Origin of the sequence: Capnocytophaga gingivalis (genome assembly GCF_002302415.1) — a bacterium.
Classification (GTDB): Bacteria; Bacteroidota; Bacteroidia; order Flavobacteriales; family Flavobacteriaceae; genus Capnocytophaga; species Capnocytophaga gingivalis.
In genome coordinates, this window is sequence record NZ_CP022386.1 from 1,157,864 (window position 1) to 1,176,426 (window position 18,563).

Consider the following 18,563-nt stretch of genomic DNA (forward strand, 5'->3'; position numbering starts at 1 on the left):
GTGGTGAAGAGTGAAGAGAGGTTCCCCTATATTGGCATGAGGGCTTTTGCATCCTGTTGTAGGAGCGATTTGCAAATCGTCCTATGCTGTTGTGAGGGACAGTGAACGGTGAGCAGTAAGCAATAAGCAGTGAAAAATTAATCCTTTATAAAAGTGAATATACTCAGAAGAAACCGTAGGCTTCGTGTAAATGAAACTATACGAGCCTTAGTAAGGGAAACAACCATAACACCCAATGATTTTATTGTGCCTCTTTTTGTAGTAGAGGGGCTTGGTATCAGGGCAGAGATTCCTTCCATGCCTAATTATTATCGCTATAGCTTGGACTACTTAGCCCAAGAGGTGAAAGAACTGTGGAGCTTGGGGATCAAGAGCGTATTGCTCTTTGTCAAAGTACCAGATCACCTTAAGGACAACGAAGGAACAGAAGCAATCAACCCTGACGGACTTATGCAACGAGCCATCAAGACTGTCAAAGAGGCGACTCCTGATATGCTGGTGATGACTGATGTCGCACTTGACCCTTATTCCATCTACGGACATGATGGTATTATTAAAAATGGGGTGGTAGAGAACGATACTACCGTATCGATATTGGCACAAATGAGCCTTTCGCATGTAAGAGCAGGGGCTGACTGGGTAGCTCCCAGCGATATGATGGATGGGCGTATAGAGCAAATCCGTCTTTTCTTAGACAAATACAATTATACCAACGCAGGTATCATGGCTTATTCTGCCAAATATGCTTCTGCCCTCTATGGTCCTTTCCGAGATGCCTTGGATAGCGCTCCTGTAGATGAGCAGGATATCCCTAAGGATAAGAAAACCTACCAGATGGACTATGCCAACCGCTTAGAAGCAATCAAGGAAGTGATTATGGATGTGGAAGAAGGTGCTGATATGGTGATGGTAAAACCTGGTATCGTATATTTGGACGTAGTACGCGAGGTGAAGAATGCAGTGAATGTACCTGTATCCGTATACCAAGTATCTGGAGAATATGCCATGATCAAAGCCGCTGCTCAAAACGGATGGTTAGACCATGATGCTATCATGCTTGAACAGATATACGCTATCAAGCGTGCAGGAGCCGACCTTATCGCCTCCTACTTTGCCAAGGATGTTGTCAAATTGTTATAGATTTCTTTTTCATTCTACTTAATTTTAAAATCCTTCTGTAAAAAATTATGGGAGGATTTTTTTATTTTTCCATTTATTATTGTAGCTTTGCAAAAAAAATAGTTATGAATATCCGGAAATTTGCAGGTATCGATATTGGCTCCAATGGGGTTCGATTACTGATTGCCAACATATTAGAAGAAGAAGGCAAGACACCTATTTTCTCCAAAGGGAGCCTTGTGAGAGTGCCGATTCGCTTGGGTGCCGATGTCTTCGAACAAGGGCGTATAAGTGCTGAGAATGCCTCACGCCTGAGTGATACCATGCAGGCCTATCACTTGCTCATGAAGGTACAAGGAGTAGAGGCTTATCGTGCTTGTGCTACCTCAGCCATGCGCGAGGCTACCAATGGCACAGAGATTGTCCGAGAGATAGCCCAGCATACAGGGGTGCAAATAGAGATTATAGGAGGGGCAGAGGAAGCAGCGATTATCGCCAATACTGACCTGCATACCCTTGTGGAAAGTGATAAAAACTATTTGTATATAGATGTGGGAGGGGGTAGTACTGAGTTCACCATCTATAGTCAAGGAGAGGTACGTGCTGCCAGGTCTTTTCCCATAGGAGGAGTGCGCCTACTGAAAGGGAAAGTCGACGAGCAAGTATGGGAGGAGCTCAAGGAGTGGATACACATCCATACCAAAGGGCTCAAAACAATAGAGGCCATAGGCTCTGGAGGCAATATCAACAAGATATTCAAGGTCTCCGGCAAGCGCAAGGACAGCCCTCTTTCGCTGCATTTCTTGGAGGATTACCTCAAGGAAATCAACTCACTGAGCTATGAGGAGCGTATCCGTGACTTAGAACTCAACCCTGACCGTGCGGATATCCTTCCTTTGGCATTGCCTATCTACATCAAAGCCATGAAATGGGCAAAGATAAAGCATATCCTCGTTCCGAAAGTCGGTCTGGCCGATGGGATTGTAAGACAACTCTATTTGTCCAGTGAACAGTGATAAGTTGTCAGTGATCAGGGGTCAGGGGTCAGGGGTCAGGCTTACTGCTTACTGCTCACTGCTCACCGCTCACTGTTCACCGCTCACTGTTCACTGTTTCTTTTTCTTCTTAAGGATAGGGTCTATGATATTGAGATTCTCGAAGGTGATAGCCCCCCTTATGACCCCTGAGATGACATTGTATAGTGCATCTATAATGCTTATTTTGAGTTCGTTGCTATGATACAGCAGACTTATCTCACGAGCGGGAGAGGGTTCCTCGAAGTAGTGAAGGTTCTTCTTTTCTTCCTTAGAGAGATCTAAGGTATGTAGGTAAGGCAAGAGTGTCATGCCCATGCCCTCATTGGCAAGCTTGATCAAGGTCTCAAAGCTACCACTCTTGATCTCAAGGCTGTTGTCCTTGCCCTTATCCGAGGAGCTATTCTCCTGACAGATATTCAATACACTTTCGCGAAAACAGTGTCCATCCTGTAGCATAAGGATATCGTTGAGATGAAGGTCAGAGACTTGGATTTTCTGATTTTCAGTCAGGTGGTATTTTGCATTGGGGATATAAGCGACAAAAGGCTCATAGTAGAGAGGGCGCTCTATAAGATGCTTTTCGTGCAAGGGAGTAGCCACAATGGCCACATCCAGGGTACCTTCTGCGAGCTCACGGATACACTCTCGGGTGGTCATCTCCTCCACCTTGAGCTCGACCTTAGGATATTTCTTAGTAAAATTGTTCAGAAACATAGGCAACAAGGTTGGTGCTACTGTAGGGATAATCCCCAATCGGAAACGCCCGCCTATGAACCCCTTATGCTGGGCAATAATGTCCTTGATACGTTCGGACTCACTGACAATGCTCTCGGCCTGCTGAAGGATCTTCTCCCCTACTTCTGTGACGCGAAGAGGCTTTTTGGCACGGTCAAAAATAAGCACATCCAGTTCTTCCTCCAAGCGCTGTACTTGCATGCTGAGTGTAGGCTGAGTGACGAAACACTTCTGGGCGGCCACACTGAAATTCTTATACTGAGCTACAGCTAATATATATTGAAACTGTACTATTGTCATAAAAAGAATAGTGATTAAATTTTGGGCAAATGTACAAAAAAATAAATACCTAATGGCTATAATTTCCTTTGTTTACTCTTAAAAAACAACTAACAAACGTTAAACTTATGTGTATCTACACTAATAAAGCTGCTAAGTAAAGGATTTTTATTACTTTTACGCTCATTTTCTAAGTAGATTAAAAAGTGCATACCCGAACCGAACGTTACAATCGTAGGAAGCTCATTTCTTCTTATTTTTCTGTCACCCTAAGTATTACCTTAGTTTTATTCCTCTTAGGGTTATTGGGTTTTTTACTTATCAACGTGAAAAACTTCACCGATAGTTATAAGGAACACCTAATTATCCATGTTTTTCTCAAGGATACGGCCAAGGAAGCCGACATAGAGCAATTGCAAAAAAGTCTTTCCTTAGCCTCGTACACCAAACAGGTAGAGTTTATCTCCAAGGAGCAAGCTGCCCAGTCCTTCAGTGAGGAGATTGGGGAGGACTTTATCTCCTTCATAGGGGACAATCCTCTGGAGAACTCTTTTGATCTGGCACTGAAAGCCGATTATGTAACCCCTCAGAAGATGGAAGAAGTCAAGGAGAGTATCCTGCAGAATGCCTCGGTCAAGGAAGTGAACTATGACAAGGATTCGGTCAAGAAGATACACTCCAATATACAGAGTATCAGCTTGGTCATCCTGGCAGTTTCGGCGATTTTTACCGTGGTGGCCATGCTGCTTATCAATGCTTCTATACGACTCTCTGTATACTCTAAGCGATTTATTATCAAGACTATGCAGCTGGTAGGGGCTACCAAAGCCTTTATCAGGCGTCCCTTTATCATCACCAACATCTGGTTGGGGATTCTCAGTGCTATATTGGCGTGTGCTGCCTTGGCTTTTACCTTCTATGCCATAGACCAATCGTGGCCAGAATGGGGGCTTATTATGCACTATCGAGATTTTATCTGGGTGGGCGCTGCCCTGTTCCTTATTGGGGTATTCCTCAGCTGGATCAGTACCTATTTTGCAGCTCAGCGGTTCTTGAACCTACATACCGACGAGCTTTATTACTAAAGCAACACTATGCTACCATTTGAAAAATTCATAGGCCTTTTTTCGGTGGTCAGGGGGTATAATATCATGATGATCTGTATCGCCCAGTATCTGACGGCCATCTTTATCCTTTCGCGCCAGCCACTAAGGCAGGTGTTATTGGATCCGCGCCTTTTTGCTATTGTCTTGGCAGGAGCTTTGGCGGTGGCTGGTGGATATATCATCAATGCTTTTTATGACCAAGAAAAAGACCTAATCAATAAGCCTACACGTACCCTGATGGAGCGCATGGTAGGGCAGCATACTAAGCTCTCACTATACTTTATACTGAATTTTCTTTCCGTAATAGTGGCCAGTTATGTATCCTTCCGAGCGGTGTTGTTCTTCTCTATCTATATCTTTATGATGTGGTTTTATTCCCACAGAATCAAGAAGATAGTATTGGTAGGAAATATCGTATCAGGGATACTCTCTATTATTCCTTTCTTTGCTATTTTTGTATATTATCACAATTTCCAAAAGATTATCTTTGTCCATGCCGCTTTTCTCTATTACCTACTCTTGGCGAAGGATTTTGTGAAGGACTTGCAGAATATCAAAGGGGATTTTGCTTTAGGCTACCATACCATCGCCACCGACTATGGGGAGCGTAGTTCCAAGCAGCTCATCACTGTGCTCATTGGTCTTACCCTTGTGTGTATCTACTTTCTGACAGCCTTCCCCGACACGGGTAGTATGAAGTACTACTTTATTCTGACAGCCATCATCCTTCTGGGAGGCTTTTTGCCAATACTCTGGAAAGGACGCACCCAGATACATTATGCTTTTTTGAGAAACCTACTGAAAGTTATCATCGTGGTAGGGGTATTCTGTATCGCGCTGATCAGGCGATGAAAAACGTTTTGAGTGAAGAGTGAAGAGTGAAGAGTGAAAAGTGAAGAGTAAAGAGTGAAAAGTGAAATTGCATCACCCTAATAGGCATCTCTACCAAGACCCTATCATACACGAATCATTGATCATTGAACATTAATCATTGTTCAGCGTCTTCTTATTTTGCTTAGAAGCCAGCCCAAGAAGAAAAGAGAGGTGAAGAAAAGAAATACTTTCCCTATGAGCCATAGGTTGATAGGATCACTCTTAGGCACATAAATAATCTGTCCACTGGCAGTCATCGCTAATCCCATCAGGGTTACCCATATACTCATGAGCAAATGTAGTTCCAAGCGAAGTTCACGCTCGGGTACCAAGGCGTGGAATCCCCAAGCCCCCAAAAGAAAACCTGCTATGGTAAGAGCGATGAATGCAAATGTAACTTCCCCAAAATCAACTCCTGAAAAGAAAAAGAAACTCTCTGTAAGCCCCAAGAAAAGACATGGAAAGAGTAGCACTCCTGGGAACCAAAGCAAAATTCTTGCCCAGCGGTTGCGCTTCTCCTCATAGAAGGCCTTAAGGGAGATAAAGCAGAAGAAGAGCCCTATGACCGACTCTATGGTAACCAATACGGCCATATTGCTCAGCACCTTAGTGTCACTAAGCCATTGAGAGATAGTTAGTTGCGATTGTTCTGTAGCAAAGTCAGACACTCCATAGAGAAAGGCACCTACTCCCAAGGAGAAGAGCAAGACATGCCAAAACCTCCAAAAACTCAGTTTGAGCACGGAATTGATAAGAATACAAAGGAGTAAAAGAAAAAGCATTGTTTAATGATTAATGATCATTGTAAAAAGGCCACAGGGTCACCCTCGAAGCTCACCTCGATATGTTCTTGTAAGGAGGTAGAAAGGGAAATACCCTTGAAATCGGCCTTGATAGGATATTTCTTATGGTTACGATTCACCAAAACGGCTGTTTTGAGCTGTTTGAGGGGGACAGAGAGAAAGTGTCGTACCCCATAGATCAGAGTAGCACCACTGCTGAGCACATCATCGACCAAAACCACGGATTCTCCTCGGTAGGCTTCTTCCGGCAGAGAGGTGGTCACGGGGGCTAAGGGGTCTGTTTTCTTGACAAAGACCTTGCACAGGGTGATAGGAATTGGACAAAACTGTTGCAGTTGCTCATAGAGCTTTTCGGCTAAGATATAGCCATTTTCGGCTATCCCCGCAAGGATAAAGCGCTCTTGGTGAATATTCGCCTCGTATATCTGATAGGCGATACGGCGAATCTTATGTTCTATCTGGGTTGCATCTAAAATGATAGTCATAGAGATTTAGGTTTTAGAATTATAGAAATTAAGGGTTATAGGGTTTTAGAATTTAAGGGTTATAAGGTCTTAGAAATTAAGAGGAAAAAGAGTTTAGGTATTGATAATTAGCTCTGATTCTCCTTCATTTTTCACCACATACCCAAGCTCATTCGCTTGGCTACACTCTTCACTCCCCTCATGTGCCGACATAGGGCAATTTGCAAATCGCCCCTACAACAGAACGAAAAAGCACTCATGCCTAATATCAATGATTAATGTTCAATGATTAATGATCTCTGTTCACTTTTCACTCTTCACTCTTCACTTTTCACTTTTCACTCCCTCACGTGCCAACATAGGGCGATTTGCAAATCGCCCCTACAACAGAACGAAAAAGCACTCATGCCTATATCAATGATTAATGTTCAATGATTAATGACCTCTGTTCACTTTTCACTCTTCACTCTTCACTCTTCACTTTTCACTCCCCCACTCTTCGTCTTCTTCGCTTGAGAAGAAATCGTCGAGGTCGCGGCGGTCTTTTTTGGTAGGGCGACCTTCGCCTTTCTTGCGATAATACTCTTGGGCGAGCTGTCGGAGTTCCTCTTGTTCAAAGGCTTCTTCGGGGGTGTGGTCTATACAATAGAGCCCTACGAGCTTAGCCCCTACCCTACTGGTGGGGATGTCCAAGACTTCTATCTCGTAAGTAATGGCACCCTTGCGTACTTGTATCTTATCCTGTGGGAAGACCTCCTTGGAGGCTTTGGCGATTTCCCCTCCGATGCGGACATGTCCTTTCTTACAGGCCTCCGTGGCGATGTTGCGTGTCTTATAATACCGCACACACCATAGGTATTTGTCTATTCTCACTTTAGTTAGGGGTTGGGGGTTAGGAGGTTATGAAACCTAAATTGATTAAAAAATCATGCAAAAATACAAGAATTTTTCGTAACTTGCGCCCAAATTCGAATATTTATTTTTCATAAGATGATTAGAAGAAGTTTGCTATTACTTAGCTGTGGGGCTATCTCCTTGTTTTCCTGCAAGAAAAGTGGTGATGACAGCCAGAAATTACGAGAAATGTCCGAGGTAGTGGTGGAGAATGACAATGACATACAAGCCTACCTCAAGAGTCATTATTGCGAATTGGACGCTGATAAGAATATAGTCTTAGGCACTCTGGCGGGCAATACAGGGAAGACCTCCCTATGGGACAGCCCCAACCTAAAGCGTAAGACCCTGAAAGTGCCTGATATACACGGCAACTACATCAACCATACGATGTACTACCTTATCCTACAAGAGGGAGCAGGGGCACAGGCAACCATCGCTGACCGCTCTTATGTGCTCTACAAGGGACTGACTCTCAAGGATAAAGTCTTTGAAGACGGCATGCGCTTTACCCAGAGCAACTGGATGGACTTACTCGGCACCCGTGCCAGCGCCTACCAAGGAGGAGCCATCATCGGCTTTCGCGAAGCGGTAGCGACCCTCAAGGCCTCCACTGCTAAACCTACCGAGGTGGGGGATGGCACCCTGAAAGCACCTACCGACGGAGGGATGGGTATCTTCTTCTTGCCTTCAGGACTGGCTTACTTTGCAGGTACTACAGGACTACCGGCCTACACCCCTCTGATATTCGAGATCAAACTTATCTCCACGGCCAACTATGACCATGACGGAGACGGCAAGCCTTCTATCCAAGAGATTAACCATCAGGAAGATGGCACCATAGTCTTTCCTGACTGCAATGGCAATGGTACTGTGGATTACTTAGATGCCTACAACTGCAACTAACAAAGAATGACACTATCATGAAAAAACAAATTCCTAACCTACTGACCCTGCTAAACCTTTTCTGTGGGATCATCGCCCTGAGATATGCGCTATCACAAGCCTTTGACTGGGCATTGTTTTGGTTTTTCTTAGGCATCACCCTTGACTTCTTCGATGGGTTTGTAGCCCGTATTCTGAAAGTCTCCTCCCCTCTGGGCAAGGAACTGGATTCTTTGGCGGATTTGGTAACCTCAGGACTTGTTCCTGGGCAGGTAATGTATTGGCTGATCAGCTATTCGGCGGCTCATTATGGACAGACATTACACTTTTTTCTGCCCTTTGCGGGATACCTTATCACCTTGGCCTCCGCCTATCGCTTGGCCTGTTTCAACCTTGACACCCGCCAGAGTGATTCCTTTATAGGGCTGCCTACTCCGGCTAATGCTCTCTTTATCATCTCCTTAGGACTTATCGTAAAACAAGCTGTCTACCTGAAAGCCATTCCCCTATGGGGCACCCTGCTTATCACCTTAGCCAGTTGTGTGCTACTGAATAGCAACCTAAGACTCTTGGCACTAAAGTTCAAGGATTTTTCTATAAAAAACAACCTTCTCAAGTATCTTTTGCTACTTATAAGCGTGGTTTTACTGGTTCTTATGAGAGAAAGTGCTTTCCCTCTTATTATTTTGGCATACATCTTGCTATCTGTAGTGGGAAATCTGAAAAAAGAAAAATCATGAGAAAGACATTTTTGAAAAAGGCATTCTGTAGCATCCTCTTTTTGGCTGCTGCTATGGGATATAGCCAAGAGGCGGGGAGCATAGGTACCCTTTTGCGCAATGAGGCAAAGGCATCGGATATCAACTCGGTGCGTATCCAAGTGGATGTACAAGGGGGTTCACAGCGCAAGCCCAACTTGGGAGACTACCGCACCCCTCCCTCCCAGTATACCTGGAATCCTGCGCCCTATGGGTATAGTGAGGTATTCTTGCGTATTGCCGATCGCGGCTACTTCACAGTAGTTCTGGGCGACCAGCAGATCAGCAGCCCCTCGGGGAAGTTTCGCTTCTTCGATGTGCGCTCTGGAGCTCTGCCACTCTCGATCTATCTCAATGGCTTCTTGGTGTACCAGACTACCCTGAGAACTGCTGAAAACCAACGCAGTGTGTTGGACTACTTTGTACAATATGGCCTCTATGAGCTCGAACGCTACCCTATAGAGAAGGATTGGTACGGAGGCGAATGGAATGATATCTGGAACAACCCCTACCGTGCAGGACGCCAGCTAAGTCATGCCCCTCATATACAGGTAATGCCTCAGGAGGTTTTCTCCAACTTCTTCGCTGCTTATAAGAGACTGACCTTCGACAACGAGCGTATCGGCTTCATCCGTCAGCAGCAAAATACCGCCTATACAGCGGCACAGATCAAGGATCTCTTATCCCGATTCGACTTCGATAACAATAAAGTAGATATGGGCAAGCTCCTCTTCCCACTGTGTGCAGATCGCGGAAACTTTTTTATTGTATATGATATATTTACCTACGATAGTTACAAGCGACAACTGATGGATTTTGTAGCTTCGTACCGACAATAATTTGAAAAGAAAGAATATAATGGTTTTCAAAAAGAAAAATTACCTATGGATGGCCTTGGGCTTAGCCCTTATCGCCATTGGCTTTATCACCATGAGTGGCGGGGGGAGTGACAATCCGAAAGTCTTCAACCCTGATATTTTCAGTTTCCGACGTATCAGCCTAGCCCCAGCCCTAGTGTTATTGGGCTTTGCGGTGGAAGTATGGGCTATTTTGTACACCGATAAAAAGGAAAAAGAAAGCTAATGGACTTACTACAAGCAATTATAATAGCGATTGTAGAGGGGCTTACGGAATACTTGCCCATCTCCTCCACAGCGCATATGATCTTCACCCGAGAGCTTATGGGAATTGCGGAGGACGATTTTTTCAAGATTTTCGCCCTATGTATCCAGTTTGGTGCTATTTTAGCAGTAGTCACCCTATATTGGCGCAAGTTTTTCGACTTCAGCCGCTGGCAGTTTTTTGTCAAGTTAGGATTTGCCGTACTTCCTGCGCTGGTCTTGGGCATGCTCTTGGACGATTATATTGATTCGGTCATGGGAGCGCCCGTGTATATAGCTATCATGCTGATTGTCGGAGGAGTTGTTCTCCTATTCATTGACCGATTTTTCAAGCATCCGACCATTCTTCAGGAGAAGGATATCACCATCAAGAAAGCGGTAATTATAGGGTTTTGGCAGTGCCTTGCGATGATGCCCGGCACGAGCCGTTCGGCAGCCTCCATCATAGGGGGGATGCAGCAAAAACTCTCGAGAGAACTCGCCGCAGAGTTTTCCTTTTTCTTAGCCGTACCTACCATGCTTGCGGTAACTGTATACTCGCTCTTTCTCAAGGAATACCACGGTACAGGCACCCCTATCAAGGGCTATACCCTCTTGGCTGAGAACAGCGACAAGCTCTCTATGTTTCTCATAGGCAATGTAGTAGCGTATATCGTGGCAATCATTGCCATCAAAGGGTTTGTAAACCTTATCAAGAAATATGGCTTTTCCCTATGGGGCTATTATCGTATCCTCGCAGGAACCCTGTTGCTACTCTTTTTATAGTGAAGAATGAAGAGTGAACAGAGGTTATTAATCATTAATCATTGAACATTGATATTGGCATGAGGTTTTTTGCGTTCTGTTGTAGGGGCGATTTGCAAATCGCCCCTATTGACGGGAGAGCATTAATCATTAATATAGGGACTGTCCGAAAAGGCTTGTTTTTAGTGCGCGAACTGCAAATTGAATGGACGATTTGCAAATTGAATGGACGATTTGCAAATCAAGTGGGCTATTTGCAAAATCAAGTGGGCGAATTGCATCACATACTCCGCTGCGCCAGCTCGCGGACTTTGCCCCTACGACAGAACCTAAAAACAACTGATTTTCAACTAAATAAATATGAAAAAATATCTATTATTTTTACTCCCTATATTGGGATATTCGCAAGCGATAGACCTGAGTCTTTCGCTAAAGAACAAAGAGAAATATGTGCATAAAATCTCCTCCGAGGTATCCTCCACACAACAAATAGATGGGGCACAGGTGGAGACCAAAGCACTTAGTCGCATGCGCATTCGCTATACCTTCGGCAAGGAGGACAAGCTGATCTACCCGATGACTCTGCGCTATGAAGAGGCATCCCTGGAAGTATCTACCAAGGTGAATGGCAAGGAGATGCCCTTAGAGAAGATTCCAGACTATACCAACCAAGCAGCCAAGGAGCTACTGGAGCAACCCCTCAAAGGAGAGCTAAGCACCAAGGGGAAAATTGTCAAAATAGAGCCTTTGCAACCCCTTGTAGAGCGTGCCATGAGGACTTTGGAGAAAAAGCATGCCAAGAATAACCCCTTGACTTCCTTCGAAAAGCAGCAGATACAGATGCAACTGGAGGCAGCTTTCTCGGAGACTACCCTACAATCGAACCTCTCCAATGTGCTCTCCATATTGCCCCGACAGCGGGTGGCTATAGGGGACTCGTGGGAAATCTCGTCCTTCCTCTCCAAGGAAATGAATGTACCTATCAAGACCCGATATACCCTGGTAGAAGCGCTCAATGGGCAGCTCCATATCCAAGGAAAATCTGTTATCGCCACTGACAAACAGAAGGTGATCCTCCAGCAAGGGCAATATGTATTCTTCACCATGCAAGGACAGGTGGACATAGATATTTGGCTCGATGCCCAGACGAAGTGGATTCTCAAGGCTACCGCGCTACAGACCCTCAAGGGAGAAACAGAAGTAGAGGGCGACCTCTCCCACCAAAAAGGCAAGGTAATCCCCTTCGAAAGTCAATCGAAAATAATGATCAATGATTAATGATTAATGAGCAATGAACAATGATTAAACGTTAATCATTAAACATTATTAGTGTCCCTTAAAAAAATAAAATTTTTTTTAAGTATTTGATATATAGTTATTTATAAAGGTTTTTAAATAAAACGGATTTGATTTTTCCTTTTATTGTAGAGAACCTTTATTCTTTGACGAAAGAGCTACAAACCTTGTTTATGGTAAGTATGAGCTAAAGTCGCTGGATAACATGGAAGTGAATATGTGATTCACGCCAGCACACAACGACTATAATATTTAACGGTACATTAGTGATTAATCATTGATCATTAAACATTAATCATTAAAATAGATTTCACTTTACTTTAACGGGATAATTGAGAAAAAAGTAATAATTTAGCGCCATCATTCAAACACATACAAAAAAACATATCATGAATGTAGATATCAGCCAAATCAATGAGAAAATAGAGCGAGAAAGTGTATTCATAGATACCCTCAGAGCCGAGATGTCCAAGGTAATCGTAGGGCAACACCACATGGTCGATGCGCTGCTTATAGGTCTCTTAGGTCGTGGACATATCCTCTTGGAAGGGGTACCGGGACTTGCTAAGACTCTATCCATCAATACATTATCAAAAGCCATACAGGCTACCTTCAGCCGAATCCAGTTTACCCCTGACTTGCTTCCTGCCGATGTGATAGGTACGATGACCTACAATGTAAAGCAGAATGAGTTTTCAATCAAGAAAGGGCCTATCTTTGCTAACTTTGTCTTGGCCGATGAGATCAACCGAGCTCCTGCCAAGGTGCAGTCTGCCCTATTGGAGGCTATGCAAGAGCGCCAAGTGACCATAGGCGATACTACTTTCCCTTTGGATAAGCCTTTCCTTGTCATGGCTACACAAAACCCTGTGGAACAAGAGGGTACTTACCCACTTCCAGAGGCACAAGTGGATAGGTTCATGCTCAAGGTAGTGATAGACTATCCTAAAATCGATGAAGAGCAATATATCATGCGTGGCAACCTCGCCGGAGAGCGTCCGAAGGTGAAGGCTGTGGTGACTACAGATCAGATTCTTCATGCACAGAAGGCAGCTTCCGAGGTGTATATGGATGAGAAGATAGAGAAGTATATCCTTGATATTATTTTCGCTACTCGTTACCCTGAGAAATACCAGCTTGCGGAGCTAAGCCCGCTTATCCAGTTTGGGGCTTCTCCACGTGGTAGTATCAACCTCGCTGTAGCGGCCAAGTGTCATGCCTTTATCCACCACCGCGGCTATGTGATTCCTGAGGATGTACGTTCGGTAGTCTTCGATGTGCTTCGTCACCGTATTGGTATCACCTATGAGGCAGAAGCCGAAAATATTTCCTCTATGGAAATCATCCACAAGATAGTCAATACTGTGGAAGTACCATAAGAGTGAAGAGTGAAGAACGAAGAGTGAAAAGTGAAGAATGTAGCCAGCGAGTGCTCTCAGCTGGGTATATAGTAAAAAGTGAAGAACGAAGAATGTAGCCAAGCAAATGAGTTTGGATACACTTTTCATTCTTCACTTTTCACTTTTCACCACATACCCAAGCTCATTCACTTGGCTACATTCTTCACTCTCCTGAGGTTGGTCAGGGAAGCATTCAGTTCGAAGCCTAATAGGAGGATAGTAGCATTGAGCCAGATGTACAATAGGAAGATGAGCAGCGCCCCTATGGAGCCATAGAGCTGGTTATACTGAGCAAAATTCTCTATATACACCCCAAAACCATAGGTGGTGAGTATAAAAAGAATCAAGGTCAGCAATGAACCTGCCGAGAAAAAGCGCCTGCCCCGATCGGTGGTACCAAAATGGAACAAGATAGAAACCACCAGATAGGCTACAAAAATAAAAAATATCTTCTTCACCACAGGGAAAAAATAAGGATTGCTATTGAAAAAAGAAAAAATTCTCATCCCTTGTATATACTCAAAGGCCAACCATAGAATCACGGAAAAGAGAATCAAGAAAATTAGTAGCATCGCCACTCCCATGGAGATAAAGTACTGCTTGAGCGCCCCACGGGTAGCCCTGACATGATAGGAGTATTCAAAGCCTCCAAATACGGCATTGATACCATTAGTGGTCAGAAAGATAGAGAGGACAAACACGGTGGAGAGCAAGCCTGCACGCTTCTTCCCTGCAATATCAAAAAATATCTCCTCAAAGAAACCATGGGTACCAGGGGGCAATAGACTGTCCAAGAAGACCCAAAAATCCTGTTGGAAATCATCAATTGGGATATAGGGAATCAGGTTCAGCACGACGAGCAAAAAGGGAAAAATAGCGACAAAAAAGCTATAAGAAATAGCACTCGCCCTATAAGTAAGTGCCCCCTTTACAATCCCTATGGTATAGAGCAACAGCAAGTCGTATAGGGAAAACTGCTGTCCTTTTCCCAAGGAAATTTTCTTGAGGAAACAGGCTAATTTGTTGAGAATAGGAATTTTATCTATTTTTTCTTCGACCTCTTTGTACATAGTGCATTGTTTTGTATAGGTATGAGAAAGCCCCACAGAAGTTTTTAGAGCTTCTGTAAGGGATATTTTTCTACTTGTTACTTGTCTTAGGCAGCTTGTTCTTTTTGTAGCTTTTTAGCGGCACGTTTTTCTTTAAAGCGCTCTATAGCCGCACCAAATACCCAATAAGGCACTACATAAGTAAGCAAAAAGATCATAAGCCAAAAGCCCATAGTAGCAATTCCTAAGAAGGCTAAAAAGCCTAAATATTCTTGAAAAGAAAAATCTACTTGCATGTTGTTGTTTTTTTCTGGGGCAAAGATACAAAAAAAATTATCAATGAGTAATGGTTAATTGTTAAATTTTCAGAGGTCAGTGAGCAGTGGTCAGTCGTCAGTGGTCAGTGGTCAGTCATCAGTGAACAGTGAGCAGAGGTCAGTAAGCAGTGAACAGTGAGCGGTGAGCAGAGGTCAGTGGTCAGTGAACAGTGAACAGGGAGCAGTGAACAGAGGTCAGTCGTCAGTGAGCAGTGGTCAGTGAGCAGTGAACGGTAAACAGTTAAAAGATCCCTTATGATAGGCACAAGCGAAACGCTCGCGCCAACAAGAGAGGAGCGGGGAGAATTGGTGAAATGAAAGTTTTTCACCATCTCTCTTGTTTTATCAAAAAATTTACTACCTTTGTGGCATAAAATAACAAATTAAGTTTTATGAAAAGAATTTTATTAACAGCAATGGCTTCTATAGCCTTGTTAATTTCCTCTTGTGGGAAAAGTGATGATTCCTCCGGAGATATCACCGGTATCTGGCAAAAAGAGTCCGAAACAGTCAATGGACAATCCCAGACAATTAATGAATGTGAAAAGAAATCTGCGGTTGTTTTTACCCAAAATCAGTTAACTTTTCATGATTTCAGCTACAGACCAGGGTTTTGTACATATACTAAACAACTTCATACCTACAAAATAGAAGGGAATGCTATTAAAAGTAATGAAGATCCCAGTATAAGTTTTCCTTTCTCTGTTTCAGGAAATACATTAACTATTGAATCAGTACACGGTCAGGAAAAAACTATTCTCAAATATAGAAAAATCACCCAAGCCGAATTAGATGCTATTTTAGCTACTGCTAATAATAACAATGGAGGGGGAAATAAAAATGCTCAAAATTTGGAAGGTATTTGGCAAATAGAATCTGAAACTGTCAATGGACAATCTCAGAGAATTAATGATTGTGAAAAGAAAACTGTGGCTGTTTTTACTAAAAATCAGATAACTACTCATGATTTTATAGAAAACGCAGGGGTTTGTAGATATTCTAAAAGTACTAAATCCTACAGAATAGAAGGGAATGTTATTAAAAGTGATACAGATCCTGATGAAAGTCTTTCTTTCTCTGTTTCGGGAAATACATTCACTATTGAATTTGTAGAAAATGCAAAAATATTTGTTTTCAAATATAGAAAAATCACCCAAGCCGAATTAGATGCTATTTTAGCTACTGTTAATAATGGAGGGAACTAAATAGCTTAAAATTTTTACAAATAAAAAAACACTGCAATTTTCATTGCAGTGTTTTTTTGTTTATCTTAAAAATTATTGGAAATGCGAATCAAGAGTAAGACGCAATGAATTGCGTCTTACTACGGAAACAGAGAGCAACGATTAATCATTGAACATTAATTATTGAACATTAAAAATTAATCATTAACCATTGATAATTATTTTGTATCTTTGCCCCTTAAAAACATCAACAGAATGAAAGCAGGTATTGTAGGGCTCCCCAATGTAGGGAAATCCACTTTATTCAATTGTTTGTCAAACGCTAAGGCACAGAGTGCAAACTTTCCTTTTTGTACTATTGAGCCAAACTTAGGAGTAGTGAATGTCCCTGATGCACGCTTGGAGAAGCTCGAGGAGCTGGTGCATCCCGAACGTGTACAACCCGCTACGGTCGAAATCGTGGATATCGCAGGGCTTGTCAAAGGTGCAAGCAAGGGGGAAGGCTTAGGCAACCAATTCTTAGGAAATATACGCGAATGTCACGCCATCATACATGTATTACGCTGTTTTGACAATGACAATATCGTACATGTAGAAGGTTCGGTAGATCCTATTCGCGACAAAGAAACTATAGATATAGAACTACAGCTCAAGGACTTAGAGACGGTAGAGAAGCGCCTGGAGAAGGTGACCCGTGCCGCCAAGGCGGGGGACAAGGTAGCGCAAAAAGAACTTGCCCTCTTGGGGCGTTATCGCGAGGCCTTGCTCAAGGGGATTTCTGCACGTGCGGTCGAGCTAAGCGAGGAAGAGCAAGAGCTCAGCCAGAGCTATCAGCTGCTTACGGCCAAACCTATCCTATATGTATGTAATGTAGATGAGGCTTCCGCTGCCACAGGCAACAAATATGTAGAGGCAGTACGTGAGGCGGTTAAGAATGAAAATGCACAAGTAATTGTACTTGCGGTAGCCACCGAGGCCGATATAGCTGAATTGGAGACCTATGAAGAGCGCCAGTTATTCCTTCAGGATATGGGACTGGACGAGCCAGGGGCATCGGTACTTATCCGTGCCGCTTATAAGCTATTGAGCCTACAGACATACTTCACCGCAGGAGTGAAGGAGGTACGTGCTTGGACTATTCCGGTAGGAGCGACCGCTCCGCAGGCCGCAGGGGTGATACACTCCGACTTCGAGCGTGGGTTTATCCGTGCAGAAGTGATTGCCTACGAGGATTTTATCTCCTATGGCAGCGAAAGCAAAGTGAAAGAAGCCGGCAAGATGCGTGTAGAAGGAAAAGAGTATGTAGTGAAGGATGGCGATATCATGCACTTTAGATTCAATGTGTAGATTTCAATGATCAATGATTAATGATTAATAATTAACAATTGAAAATTAACAATTAATCATTAAAAATTGTATCTTTGCCCCCAAATAATTTAATATATCGCCGTGAAAATATCGAAAGAAGCTAAAACCGCAATTATCATACTCTTAGGAGTAGGGAGTTTTATTTTTGGATATAACTTCCTGAAGTCCACGCCTTTGTTCAGCTCGGACAAGAACTATCATGCTGTATTCACCCACTCTGGGGGCTTGCAGACAGGGACGAATGTCACTGTAAATGGGGTTACCGTAGGGGCTGTGAAGAAGATTCAGATAGACCCTGCTACCGCCAAGATCATCGTAAGCTTTTCCTGTAAGAAGGACTTTACCTTCTCCAAGAACAGCCAAGCGGAGATCTACAGCAGTCTGCTTGGCAACACAGGGCTACAGATACTCCCTGCTCTCGATGGCGCTCCACAGGCACAGCCTGGGGATACCCTACCCTCACATATCCAAGCGAGCTTGATGGATGCCATCGGAGCCAACTTAGAGCCTACCGCCAAGAACCTCAACAAGGTACTCTCCTCCACCGATTCGCTCATGACCACCTTCTCCCGTACCCTCGATGCCAAAGCACAACAGGATATCAAGGAGAGCTTGGCCAACCTGAACGTGACCCTACAACAGATGAGCCGTGCTTCAGTGAGCCTCAATAACCTATTGGCGTCCGCTCAAGCTCCTCTGCACAAGTCCTTGCACAATGTAGAGACCCTCTCTGGCAACTTCGTACAACTGAGTGACTCGCTCTCCAAGCTCCAAGTAGGCAAACTCATGGCACATGTGGAAAGCACCCTTACTCAGGTAGATGGCCTGCTCAAGGAAGTACAAAAAGGCGGTGGTACCGTAAGCAAACTCCTGAGTGACCCTAAGCTATACAACAACCTACAGACAGCAACCTCCGAACTGGGACTCCTAATGGAGGATATCCGCCTGAACCCCAAGCGCTATGTACATATCTCTATCTTTGGAAAGAAAAACAAAGAGTATGAGACCCCGACTAAGGTAGAAACGCCCATCTCAGAGAGAATCAGTGAATCAGTGAACAGTGAGCAGTAATCAGTCGTCAGTGAGCAGAGACTATAACCTTTAAATCCTAAATTCCTAAAGAACTCATAG

The 18,563-nt window shown here is 43.7% G+C and carries 20 protein-coding genes; 14 read left to right on the top strand and 6 right to left on the bottom strand.

Features of this window, described 5'->3' with window-relative positions:
• The first annotated feature begins 153 nt into the window (after window positions 1–153).
• Window positions 154–1,140, top strand: a complete 987-nt coding sequence (gene hemB, locus CGC50_RS05335) for a porphobilinogen synthase (RefSeq protein WP_002669315.1) — start codon at window positions 154–156, stop codon at window positions 1,138–1,140.
• 104 nt (window positions 1,141–1,244) lie between these two features.
• Window positions 1,245–2,135 carry a Ppx/GppA phosphatase family protein gene (locus CGC50_RS05340; protein WP_095909994.1) on the top strand — a complete coding sequence of 297 codons (891 nt, stop codon included), beginning with the start codon at window positions 1,245–1,247 and terminating at the stop codon, window positions 2,133–2,135.
• 90 nt (window positions 2,136–2,225) lie between these two features.
• Here the strand turns inward: CGC50_RS05340 and CGC50_RS05345 are convergent, their stop codons facing one another.
• Window positions 2,226–3,191 (bottom strand): hydrogen peroxide-inducible genes activator, encoded by a 966-nt coding sequence (locus CGC50_RS05345; protein ID WP_095909995.1) that lies wholly within the window; start codon window positions 3,189–3,191, stop codon window positions 2,226–2,228.
• 185 nt (window positions 3,192–3,376) lie between these two features.
• Here CGC50_RS05345 and CGC50_RS05350 point away from each other — a divergent pair, with 185 nt between their 5' ends.
• Together CGC50_RS05350 and CGC50_RS05355 are read left to right on the top strand one after the other, a co-directional pair.
• Window positions 3,377–4,255 carry a cell division protein FtsX gene (locus tag CGC50_RS05350; protein WP_095909996.1) on the top strand — a complete coding sequence of 293 codons (879 nt, stop codon included), beginning with the start codon at window positions 3,377–3,379 and terminating at the stop codon, window positions 4,253–4,255.
• Between the two features lie 9 nt (window positions 4,256–4,264).
• Entirely contained in the window at window positions 4,265–5,128 is an 864-nt protein-coding gene (locus CGC50_RS05355) for a geranylgeranylglycerol-phosphate geranylgeranyltransferase (protein WP_002669148.1), read from the top strand.
• Between the two features lie 143 nt (window positions 5,129–5,271).
• Here the strand turns inward: CGC50_RS05355 and CGC50_RS05360 are convergent, their stop codons facing one another.
• From CGC50_RS05360 to CGC50_RS05370, 3 genes are all read right to left on the bottom strand, one after another.
• Window positions 5,272–5,931, bottom strand: a complete 660-nt coding sequence (locus CGC50_RS05360) for a hypothetical protein (RefSeq protein ID WP_095909997.1) — start codon at window positions 5,929–5,931, stop codon at window positions 5,272–5,274.
• Window positions 5,932–5,948: 17 nt separating this feature from the next.
• On the bottom strand, window positions 5,949–6,437 hold the full coding sequence (locus CGC50_RS05365; protein WP_002669258.1) for a phosphoribosyltransferase family protein: 489 nt from the start codon (window positions 6,435–6,437) through the stop codon (window positions 5,949–5,951).
• Window positions 6,438–6,893: 456 nt separating this feature from the next.
• Window positions 6,894–7,289: an RNA-binding S4 domain-containing protein gene (locus CGC50_RS05370; RefSeq protein WP_095909998.1), complete on the bottom strand. Its 396-nt coding sequence runs from the start codon at window positions 7,287–7,289 to the stop codon at window positions 6,894–6,896.
• 117 nt (window positions 7,290–7,406) lie between these two features.
• Between CGC50_RS05370 and CGC50_RS05375 the strand changes: the two genes are divergently transcribed.
• The 7 genes from CGC50_RS05375 to CGC50_RS05405 all read left to right on the top strand — a co-directional run bounded on the left by CGC50_RS05375 (window position 7,407) and on the right by CGC50_RS05405 (window position 13,493).
• The gene (locus tag CGC50_RS05375; protein ID WP_198541639.1) at window positions 7,407–8,216 is read left to right on the top strand and encodes an FKBP-type peptidyl-prolyl cis-trans isomerase; all 810 of its coding nucleotides are present in this window, start codon (window positions 7,407–7,409) and stop codon (window positions 8,214–8,216) included.
• Between the two features lie 17 nt (window positions 8,217–8,233).
• The gene (locus CGC50_RS05380; protein WP_095909999.1) at window positions 8,234–8,935 is read left to right on the top strand and encodes a CDP-alcohol phosphatidyltransferase family protein; all 702 of its coding nucleotides are present in this window, start codon (window positions 8,234–8,236) and stop codon (window positions 8,933–8,935) included.
• Window positions 8,932–9,792 (top strand): DUF4476 domain-containing protein, encoded by an 861-nt coding sequence (locus tag CGC50_RS05385; protein ID WP_095910000.1) that lies wholly within the window; start codon window positions 8,932–8,934, stop codon window positions 9,790–9,792. Before CGC50_RS05380 ends, CGC50_RS05385 begins: the two co-directional genes overlap by 4 nt.
• 19 nt (window positions 9,793–9,811) lie before the next feature.
• Window positions 9,812–10,036, top strand: coding sequence for a DUF3098 domain-containing protein (locus CGC50_RS05390; protein WP_095911291.1), 225 nt, complete (start codon window positions 9,812–9,814; stop codon window positions 10,034–10,036).
• The gene (locus CGC50_RS05395; protein WP_095910001.1) at window positions 10,036–10,839 is read left to right on the top strand and encodes an undecaprenyl-diphosphate phosphatase; all 804 of its coding nucleotides are present in this window, start codon (window positions 10,036–10,038) and stop codon (window positions 10,837–10,839) included. Before CGC50_RS05390 ends, CGC50_RS05395 begins: the two co-directional genes overlap by 1 nt.
• Window positions 10,840–11,178: 339 nt before the next feature.
• The gene (locus CGC50_RS05400; RefSeq protein WP_095910002.1) at window positions 11,179–12,096 is read left to right on the top strand and encodes a DUF6263 family protein; all 918 of its coding nucleotides are present in this window, start codon (window positions 11,179–11,181) and stop codon (window positions 12,094–12,096) included.
• Window positions 12,097–12,503: 407 nt separating this feature from the next.
• Window positions 12,504–13,493 (top strand): AAA family ATPase, encoded by a 990-nt coding sequence (locus CGC50_RS05405; RefSeq protein WP_095910003.1) that lies wholly within the window; start codon window positions 12,504–12,506, stop codon window positions 13,491–13,493.
• Between the two features lie 167 nt (window positions 13,494–13,660).
• On the opposite strand, the gene CGC50_RS05410 is transcribed toward CGC50_RS05405, so the two are convergent.
• Together CGC50_RS05410 and CGC50_RS05415 are read right to left on the bottom strand one after the other, a co-directional pair.
• On the bottom strand, window positions 13,661–14,584 hold the full coding sequence (locus CGC50_RS05410; RefSeq protein ID WP_095910004.1) for a YihY/virulence factor BrkB family protein: 924 nt from the start codon (window positions 14,582–14,584) through the stop codon (window positions 13,661–13,663).
• 86 nt (window positions 14,585–14,670) lie between these two features.
• The gene (locus tag CGC50_RS05415) at window positions 14,671–14,859 is read right to left on the bottom strand and encodes a hypothetical protein (RefSeq protein ID WP_002669248.1); all 189 of its coding nucleotides are present in this window, start codon (window positions 14,857–14,859) and stop codon (window positions 14,671–14,673) included.
• A gap of 413 nt (window positions 14,860–15,272) precedes the next feature.
• Between CGC50_RS05415 and CGC50_RS05420 the strand changes: the two genes are divergently transcribed.
• The 3 genes from CGC50_RS05420 (at window position 15,273) to CGC50_RS05430 (ending at window position 18,503) form a co-directional block, all read left to right on the top strand.
• Window positions 15,273–16,085, top strand: coding sequence for a lipocalin-like domain-containing protein (locus CGC50_RS05420; RefSeq protein ID WP_095910005.1), 813 nt, complete (start codon window positions 15,273–15,275; stop codon window positions 16,083–16,085).
• 234 nt (window positions 16,086–16,319) lie between these two features.
• Window positions 16,320–17,411, top strand: a complete 1,092-nt coding sequence (gene ychF, locus CGC50_RS05425) for a redox-regulated ATPase YchF (protein WP_095910006.1) — start codon at window positions 16,320–16,322, stop codon at window positions 17,409–17,411.
• A gap of 102 nt (window positions 17,412–17,513) precedes the next feature.
• A complete protein-coding gene (locus CGC50_RS05430) occupies window positions 17,514–18,503 on the top strand; it encodes an MlaD family protein (RefSeq protein ID WP_095910007.1) in 990 nt (329 codons plus the stop codon).
• The last annotated feature ends 60 nt before the right edge of the window (window positions 18,504–18,563 follow it).

Coding starts and splice junctions, on each gene's coding strand:
- CGC50_RS05340 (WP_095909994.1), top strand. CDS start 1,245: ATGAATATCCGGAAATTTGCAGGTATCGATATTGGCTCCAATGGGGTT.
- CGC50_RS05345 (WP_095909995.1), bottom strand. CDS start 3,191: ATGACAATAGTACAGTTTCAATATATATTAGCTGTAGCTCAGTATAAG.
- CGC50_RS05355 (WP_002669148.1), top strand. CDS start 4,265: ATGCTACCATTTGAAAAATTCATAGGCCTTTTTTCGGTGGTCAGGGGG.
- CGC50_RS05360 (WP_095909997.1), bottom strand. CDS start 5,931: ATGCTTTTTCTTTTACTCCTTTGTATTCTTATCAATTCCGTGCTCAAA.
- CGC50_RS05365 (WP_002669258.1), bottom strand. CDS start 6,437: ATGACTATCATTTTAGATGCAACCCAGATAGAACATAAGATTCGCCGT.
- CGC50_RS05375 (WP_198541639.1), top strand. CDS start 7,407: ATGATTAGAAGAAGTTTGCTATTACTTAGCTGTGGGGCTATCTCCTTG.
- CGC50_RS05380 (WP_095909999.1), top strand. CDS start 8,234: ATGAAAAAACAAATTCCTAACCTACTGACCCTGCTAAACCTTTTCTGT.
- CGC50_RS05385 (WP_095910000.1), top strand. CDS start 8,932: ATGAGAAAGACATTTTTGAAAAAGGCATTCTGTAGCATCCTCTTTTTG.
- CGC50_RS05390 (WP_095911291.1), top strand. CDS start 9,812: ATGGTTTTCAAAAAGAAAAATTACCTATGGATGGCCTTGGGCTTAGCC.
- CGC50_RS05395 (WP_095910001.1), top strand. CDS start 10,036: ATGGACTTACTACAAGCAATTATAATAGCGATTGTAGAGGGGCTTACG.
- CGC50_RS05400 (WP_095910002.1), top strand. CDS start 11,179: ATGAAAAAATATCTATTATTTTTACTCCCTATATTGGGATATTCGCAA.
- CGC50_RS05405 (WP_095910003.1), top strand. CDS start 12,504: ATGAATGTAGATATCAGCCAAATCAATGAGAAAATAGAGCGAGAAAGT.
- CGC50_RS05410 (WP_095910004.1), bottom strand. CDS start 14,584: ATGTACAAAGAGGTCGAAGAAAAAATAGATAAAATTCCTATTCTCAAC.
- CGC50_RS05415 (WP_002669248.1), bottom strand. CDS start 14,859: ATGCAAGTAGATTTTTCTTTTCAAGAATATTTAGGCTTTTTAGCCTTC.
- CGC50_RS05420 (WP_095910005.1), top strand. CDS start 15,273: ATGAAAAGAATTTTATTAACAGCAATGGCTTCTATAGCCTTGTTAATT.
- ychF (WP_095910006.1), top strand. CDS start 16,320: ATGAAAGCAGGTATTGTAGGGCTCCCCAATGTAGGGAAATCCACTTTA.